The 8,480-nt window shown below is 38.1% G+C and carries 4 protein-coding genes; all 4 read left to right on the top strand.

The window, feature by feature from the left end; translation table 11 throughout:
- Window positions 1–197: 197 nt before the first annotated feature.
- Window positions 198–2,651, top strand: coding sequence for a CHRD domain-containing protein (locus tag QZ562_RS17445; RefSeq protein ID WP_293762991.1), 2,454 nt, complete (start codon window positions 198–200; stop codon window positions 2,649–2,651).
- Window positions 2,652–3,594: 943 nt separating this feature from the next.
- On the top strand, window positions 3,595–4,191 hold the full coding sequence (locus QZ562_RS17440) for a TetR/AcrR family transcriptional regulator (protein ID WP_293762989.1): 597 nt from the start codon (window positions 3,595–3,597) through the stop codon (window positions 4,189–4,191).
- Entirely contained in the window at window positions 4,188–4,934 is a 747-nt protein-coding gene (locus QZ562_RS17435) for an efflux RND transporter periplasmic adaptor subunit (protein WP_293762986.1), read from the top strand. The genes QZ562_RS17440 and QZ562_RS17435 overlap by 4 nt, the downstream gene beginning before the upstream one ends.
- A 4-nt stretch (window positions 4,935–4,938) precedes the next feature.
- Complete coding sequence (locus QZ562_RS17430; RefSeq protein ID WP_293762983.1) at window positions 4,939–7,971, top strand: efflux RND transporter permease subunit; 3,033 nt, start codon at window positions 4,939–4,941, stop codon at window positions 7,969–7,971.
- The last annotated feature ends 509 nt before the right edge of the window (window positions 7,972–8,480 follow it).

The raw sequence follows: 8,480 nt of genomic DNA, 5'->3' as shown, positions 1-8,480 counted from the left end.
ATCTAATATTTTTTGCAAATTAAAATCACCTCATACTCTTCTCGCTTTTAAAAAATAAATTTTATAATCAGCAACTCATAGCAATCCAAATACAAATTCTAGTTTTTACAATTTAACATTGATCTAACATTTTTTTATTTGCGTAGAAATTCGGCAATCTAGACCTATCACTTATAAATTACTTCAAAGGAACAAGTATGAACAGTTTTGGAAAAATTTTAGCAGCTTCTGTATTTTCGATTTCACTGGTCGCATGTAATGATGACGACGATGTTGTTGAGATTGATGTCATACCAACATTAACAGCAGACCTCCGCATTATTCATGCTGTACCTGATGCACCAACAGTTAATGTGTTTGCAGGCGCAGCGGTATTAGCCGGTCTAGAGAACGTTGACTACCAAGTTTCTTCACCATGGATTACAGTTGATGAAGGCACATATGGGGTTCGTGTTGAAGCAAATGTACCAGGTGGTACTGCTGATGTAATAACAGCATCGCTCACATTAGACGGTGAAAAATCTTATAATGTGTTGGCAGTAGGTTCGACAACTGATGGCACTATTGAGCCTCTTGTAGTATCAGTCGACAGGTCCGCTGTCACCTCGGGTAACGTCAGAGTTCAAATAGTACATGCAGCGCCTGCCGCACCGATGGTAGATATCTATGTTACTGCACCTGGGGATGATATCGAAGTGGCACAGCCTCTAGCAACAGCGTCATTTAAAGACAGTACTGGTCAGGTAGAAGTGGCTGGTGGCGATTACCAAATCAGGATCACGCCAGCAGGTTCAAAAACAGTTATATTTGACTCAGGTACCGTAGCGCTTCCTGCAGACACAGATTTACTGGTTGCTGCAACACAAAATACTGGCACAGGGCCCTCTCCCGTTACCTTGCTTGTTGCAGACGGAACCTCATCATTTAAAATTTGGGACGTAGACTCAAAAGCAAATATTCGTGTTGTACATGCTGTATCTGATGCGCCCGCTGTTGATGTTATTGCCAATAATGCGCTAACCTTGTTTGACGGTATTAGTTACCCAGACGTAACATCTTACATTGCAGTTGATGCCGGAGATTATAGTGTCGATGTAGCAGTAGACGGGGCGGAAAGTACGGTAGTGATTGATGATGCAGCCATCACAGTTGAAAGTGGACTATTTTATACTGCTTTTGCAAACAGTGATTTAGCTTCTATTGGATTAGATTTTGTTGTCGATATGCCCCGCCCTGTTGCTACCGCAGCAAAAGTCAGAATATTTCATGCATCACCGGATGCAAGTGCAGTGGATATATACGTGACTGCTGATGGCGATATCAGTTATGCAACACCTAATTTTGCTGGCGTGACCTTTACAACACCTAATTTAACAGAAACAGGTTATGTAGAATTGCCTGCTGGCGATTATGTAGTAACCGTGACCGTTGCTGGTTCTAAAGATACAGCAATAGAAACAGGTGTATTAAGCTTAGAAGTTAACAAAGTTTATACAGCAATTGCCATTGATGGTTTGTTGGAAGGTGACGGCCCCACTTTAATCACCGCAGATGATCTAGCACCAAGCTTTACTGCTTCAAAAACGTTCAATGTTTCCCTAGGAGGCAATCAAGAAGTACCTATGGTAAACACTATGTCTTCGGCGACCGCAATAGTTGAGATAGACCAGTCGTTACCAGCTTTTAAGGTGGTATTAGACGCAAGCATGGTGACAGGGGCTACTGCTGCTCATGTGCACGATGGCGACATTGGTACTAACGGTGGTGTGGCTTTCGGTTTAACTGATATGGGTGATGGTACGTTCGAACTAAGTCAGACTGACCTCACAGCAGGTTTGCTTAACGACCTACTAAGCGGTGAATGGTATCTGAACGTGCACACTCCGAGTAATTCAAGTGGTGAAGTGCGTGGACAAATTGTTCCAGATACGACTGTTGTTGTGACTTTTCCTTTAAGTGGTCTACAAGAAATACCACAAGTTATGAGTGATGCAATGGGTGGTGGTTATGCTTTATTTGATACAACTGACAACGGCGTAACCTTAGCAGTAGTTACCACAGGCGTTGCAGATGCAACTATGGCTCATATCCATACAGGTTTTGCTGGCGTTAATGGTACTGTTTTAGTCGCATTGGCTCAAGATACAGCTGATGTAAATCTATGGACATCAGGTGGTGAACTTAATTTAGACCAAGCAACCGCCAATCTATTGTTGTCAGGTGGGCATTACGTCAACGTGCATACTCCTGCTAATACAAGCGGTGAATTAAGAGGTCAAATCACACCAGCAAACATCGAAGTGTATGGCGTAGTACCGTCAGGTGAGCAGGAGGTACCGGCTGTTACAACTGACGCAAGTGGAACTGGCGCTATTACATTAAATACTTCAACAGGGTTAATAATTGGCACAATTAATGTGTTTGATATTTCCCCCACTATGGCACATATCCATGTTGGTGAAGCGGGTGTAAACGGCGGTGTAGTTTTAGCCCTAACAGATACAGGAGATGGTGTTTTCACTGTTCCGGCAGATACTCTTTTGGATATGACTCAAATGGATCTGATGCAAGCTGCAGGTTTATACACAAACTTTCATACTACAACCAATCCTAGTGGCGAAATTCGTGGCCAGATTACCTTAGGTTTTTAATATTAACGCTCTGAATAAATTCAAAAAACGGGCACTTTAGCCCGTTTTTTTTTGTATTCTAGGTTCTGATACGATGATTAAATATAAACGCAAATGTGTTCCTAAATGGCGCTTAAATAAGCTATCAAAACATCTCAAAATAGTTTCACATTATCGTTATGCAAAAAAGGTTTAAATGCATTGACTGTAGCTTGGTGCTTTTCTTCGTAAGGTACATAACCCAAGTTACGAGAGCTCATTAGCTAACTATTTTATATTGCTCAATTAAAACGATGACCAACGCTCATAGGCGTTAACCTAGCTATGTCATTTTGGATGAGTAAAGTCAGTTGGGTTGTTACACTCACCCTATTGGCAATAGGTCATGCTTGAGTGTCAGCAAAACCCTTAGCTAAGGCTTCACAACTACCTTCTCTGGTAGTTAATTCAAAGTATCTGTCACGTTAATATCCAGAAATTTATTGCAACGACAAACTGGTGCCATGTAACAGTGTAATCGGTTAGCGAGCACCCCTCGGTCTTTCATTTCAGAATATGTATCCGTACAAAATTTTCAAAAGTTGAGATAGTAATTCAGCCCGTCGCTCTTTTACTATGCAACTGGTCGATCAGGGACTGTGTAGGTAAAATACAAATACTCATAAAAAGTAAAAAAACACTATAAACAAATATTATAGGCTGAATAAATTCTTTACTAAGCTTGCTGATGCACGCAATCCGTAAATAGTCATATTTATGGGAAACAGAATATGTAAACGAGAGATAAAAAAGAGCCAAATAAATAGTGAAATTAGTCGCTAACCCTTAGCATCCTGTCACTTTTGACCTGCTGTTGTTAATCACCTGTTAAATAAACGTATATTTTTTAGCTTGTATAAATTATGATAATTATAAATGACCGACCGTCGGTCATTTATAATTATCATACAGTTTGTGGATAAAAATGGCGATTAAAGTAGATAAAGACAAAAAAAGAAGAGATATAGCAGTTGCTTGTACCGAACTTTTATTGGAGAAAGGAATAAAAGACTTAACCATTACCGAGATTGCTAAGACTGCAGGTATTGGAAAAGGAACTGTCTATGATTATTTCAGTAATAAAGAAGAAATAGTTTTTGAAATAATCCGAAATTTTATTGAAGAACACCATCGCTATTTGTTGAGTCAAAGTGACAAAAGAACCTCGACTAAGCAGAAAATATTTTATCTATTTGATTTTTTCTTATCTGAGTATAAGTCTTACGAAAAACACTTAGTCGTTTACAGAGAATATTTAAGTGTCACTTTATCTTCAAAATTTAGCCCCATGCTTGAATTCAACAAAGAATGTTCAGGGTTTATAAGAAATATCCTAGAAGACATTATTGAGGAAGGAATTAAAAAAGCAGAAATCAAAGACGTTTCTAGAAACCTAATTGATGGAATTATGAAAGCAGAAAGAGGCTATATGGTTATTGCTTGGGCAGAAGGCAGGGACTTGAGAAAAGACTTTAAGGAATACATAAACACATTATTTGATTTAATAGAGATAAAAAAATGAAAAAGATTGTAGTTTTAGCTCTAATACTTTGCCTTTCGAACGTACAGGCAAAAGATATATATGCAACATTTACAGTACATGCAAAACAGGGAGCCAATTTGGCGTTCAATTTCAGCGGTATTGTTAAAGAACTTCATGTTGACATTATGAGTGTGGTTAAGAAAAATGAGATACTTGCCACTCTTGACAGTGACGAACTGGTCGCCACAAACAATGCGTCTAAGGTGACATTAAAATACGCACATGTAGATTATGAAAGACACAAGGATTTATATAAAAAGAAGCTCATTGATAAGTCCTTACTAGACAAATATGCCATGGCATATGAGGCCATTAAAGCGCATATTGAAATAGAAAAAACACTCTATGCTAAAACAATTTTAAGGGCACCATTCGATGGGGTCATTACAAAAAGAATGATTGAATTAGGAGATGTAGTGAGTGGTCAAACGTTAAAAACTGCCTTTAATATTCAAAGTGAACATGCCCGAATATTAGTTGTTGAATTTGACCAAAAATATAATAACGATGTCAAAATTGGCGACGCCTTTTTGTATAAAGTGGATGGTGATGACAAACAATACACGGGTAAAGTTTATAGGATATATCCAGAGGCAAGGAGTGATAATAGGAAAATTGCTTTACAAGTTATTGCCCAAGACTTAAAAGTTGGACTATTTGGTGAAGGTAAACTAATTACACCAGATAATAGAAATAGTCCCGTAAAAGATAGTCAAGAGTAGCATTATGTATAAATTTGCAATCAATCGTCCTATCACCATACTCATGGCAGTAATGGCGTTAATAATATTCGGGATCAAGTCATACACCTCGATGCCTTTAGCACTTTACCCTAATGTAGATTTCCCGATAGTCACTATTCAGACGATTTACCCCGGTGCTGATGCTAAAACAGTGGAATCTAAAATCACCGATAAAATTGAAGAAGCTGTTTCGGGGATCAACGGTATAGATAAGTTAGACTCAACCAGCTATGAAGGTTTGAGTGTAGTGGTTGTAAAATTTGACTTGAAAATGGACATCAATGAGGCGGCTAACGATGTAAGGGATAAAATTGGTGGAGTCATCTTACCCGATAATGCACGGGCTCCTTTAGTGCAAAAAATCAGTACTTCAGGCGAGGCTATCAGTGTATTTGTGGTCAGTAAAACAGGTGATATGTCAGCGCTTATGCAGTTAGTCGATGAAAAGATTAAACCGAAGTTACAACGTATTCCAAATGTAGGGGATGTTGATATTGACGGCTATCAAGACCGAGAAATTCGCATATTAGTCGATCCCTACCTGCTCAATAAATACAAAATATCAGCGATTGAGTTGCAAAATAAAATTAGCAATGAAAATTTCAAATCCAGCTCTGGTAAAAGCATTAACAATAAACAAGAACTCATTATTAAATTCAACGGTGATGCCAAGGATATCGAATCCTTAGCCAATATAGAAATAAAACCAGGTTTACGTTTGAAAGATGTTGCCAAAGTTTTTGATGGATTAAGCGATGTAAAAAGTTATTCGTCTTATAACGGACAAGTTGGTGTGATACTGAATATTATGAAAATCTCAGGTACCAATGTCATTGGCATCATTGATAAGGCTAAACAGCTGTTGCCTGAAATAAAAGCCATGGCAGGAGATGATTACCAAATAAGTTTAATCAAAGACCAATCAGACAAAATTATTCAGAGTGTCGAGCAGGTCAAATTTGATTTAGTGTTTGGTGCCATATTAGCAATAGTCATTGTTTTCATATTTTTACGAAATTTTACCGCAACGATCGTTTCTGCACTAGCCATCCCAACCTCGATCATCGGTACCTTTGCGATTATCGACTTTATGGGTTATGACCTAAATAAACTGACCTTAATTGGGTTAACCCTAGCCATAGGTATTTTCATTGACGATGCAATCGTAGTCGTTGAAAACATCACAAAAAAAATGGAAACAGGCATGGAAGCCTTTCAAGCTACTTATGAAGGCGTACACGAAATTGCTTTTTCGTTACTGGCAATATCGGCGATGTTGTTGGCTGTTTTTATACCTGTCGCATTCATGGACGGACTAGTAGGCAAATTTTTTAATGCATTCGCTATGACAGTTGCATCCGGTATTGTGCTGTCTTACTTTGTGGCTATTATGTTTATTCCAACTATCGGCGCACGTGTATTAAGACATAAAGAAACTAAATTCCACATTAAAACAGAGCCTATGTTCAGAGCATTAGATAACGGCTATGTCAAAGTTCTAAAGCCCTTGATTAAGTTCAAATATGTAACGGTATTAGTGACGTTTGGATTCCTTGTCTTATCCAGCAAAATATTCACAAATGTCGGAATGGATTTTGTTCCAGCAGAAGATAATAGTGAATTTCAAATCACAGCTAAAGCACAGGTAGGTACATCCATTACCGAAATGAAAAAAAGAATGGAGCCTATTATGGATGCTATCAAAAACGATAATATGGTCGATTATTATGCCCTTAGCATTGGCTACACCACAGCTAACGAGTCACATAAAGCCATGGTCTATGTAAAATTAAAGGCCATCGGGGAGCGAGAACTAGGTCAGGCAGAAGTAATAGAGAATTACCGAGAACAGTTTAAATCGATACAATCAATTACTTTGGCTGTTGAAAAACTACCTGTTATTAATACCGGTGGTAGTAATGCACCCGTGCAAATTGTAGTCACTGGTGACAGTTTGGAAAAGCTTAGTGAAATATCTCAACAAGTTTCCCAGATGTTAGGGGGATTTGAAGGCGCGGTAGATATTGACACTGATTATCAAGATGGAAAGCCTGAAATTACCATATCCATCATTAGACTGAACACAGCAAGATTAGGTATTACCGCGACACAAATTGCAGCGCTATTAAATTCAAATTATTCTAGTGATAGCAAAATCAGTGACTTTGAACAAAAAGGTAGAGAATACGATATTACTCTACGATTTGATGATAATAGTCGTGCCAATATAGACAATATTAAAAAATTACAGATCCGCGCAAATAACGGTGAATATGTATTTTTAGATGGCTTAATTAATTTTGAACAAAGTAGTTCAATCGCAACAATAAATAGATTTGATCGTGAACGAAAAGTCATGATCAGTAGTAATGTGTCCAATGTGCCACTAGATTCGATCGTTGATCAAGTTGATGCGAATATTGCCAAACTATTGCCCGCGGGTTACCACTATACATTTGCAGGTGAAGTTGAACAAATGCAAGAAACTGCCGTTTCGTTTGGCGCAGCTGTTGGACTTGCTGTGGTATTAATATATCTTATCCTAGCAGCCCTTTATGAGTCATTGATACAGCCTATTATCATCATGGTAACCATGCCACTGGCTTTCACGGGCGTGATAACTGCATTAGGGCTCAGTGGCAATAATTTTTCGTTATTTGTAATGATAGGCATCATATTATTACTAGGAATGGTGGGGAAAAATGCCATATTGGTAGTCGATTTTGCCAACAGAGCGATTAAACAAGGCGCGTCTGTTGATGACGCACTTATTCAGGCAGGCGAAAAACGATTACGTCCAATTCTAATGACTACGTTTGCAATGGTTGGCGCTATGATGCCTTTAGCCTTTAGCAGTGGTGCAGGCCATGAAATGAATTCACCTATGGCTTTATCGGTAATAGGGGGGCTGATCAGTTCTACCATTTTGGCATTGTTGGTTGTGCCGGCGTTTTACAAAATCCTATATCCCGTCGATAGTTGGCTTAGAAAATGGTACGAGGTGGGTAAAGTCTAACCACCTTTGTTTATTGCCAGTTAGTAGGAATAACGAGTGGATATATGCTCGACATCAATCTGGGAATACAGTCGTTTATAACCATCAAACTATATTCAGCATGACAAGTTCACGCAGACAACAATTGTCATTCCATCAAATACTTAATTTTATTTGGCAATATTGTCATTGGTGTCTTGTTAAAGACTAAATCAGAAATATATTTATGTATCTGCTTTGAGCTAATTGAAATTTAACAGCCAAAGCTGTCTTGTTTCTTTAGGCTAAAATTAAAAATATAAAGTAACAAAATATAAAATGACTAATTTGTACTATAGACGATTAGTAAGCGAGGAGAGAAAAATAGACACTTGGACCACCAGTTCTAAAAATATTAGAACACTTAATTAATATCTAAAAATGGCATTGCTCCACCAAACCTGAACACAACGTAACAATGCATTACTATTAAACAACACTAAACTATAATTAAAAATGATGTCTATTATACACAACAGAAGTTGCCGATG

The sequence above is a fragment of the uncultured Paraglaciecola sp. genome (assembly GCF_913058035.1).
In the GTDB taxonomy this organism is placed as follows: Bacteria; Pseudomonadota; Gammaproteobacteria; order Enterobacterales; family Alteromonadaceae; genus Paraglaciecola.
This window is presented reverse-complemented; position numbering and strand designations above follow the sequence as displayed.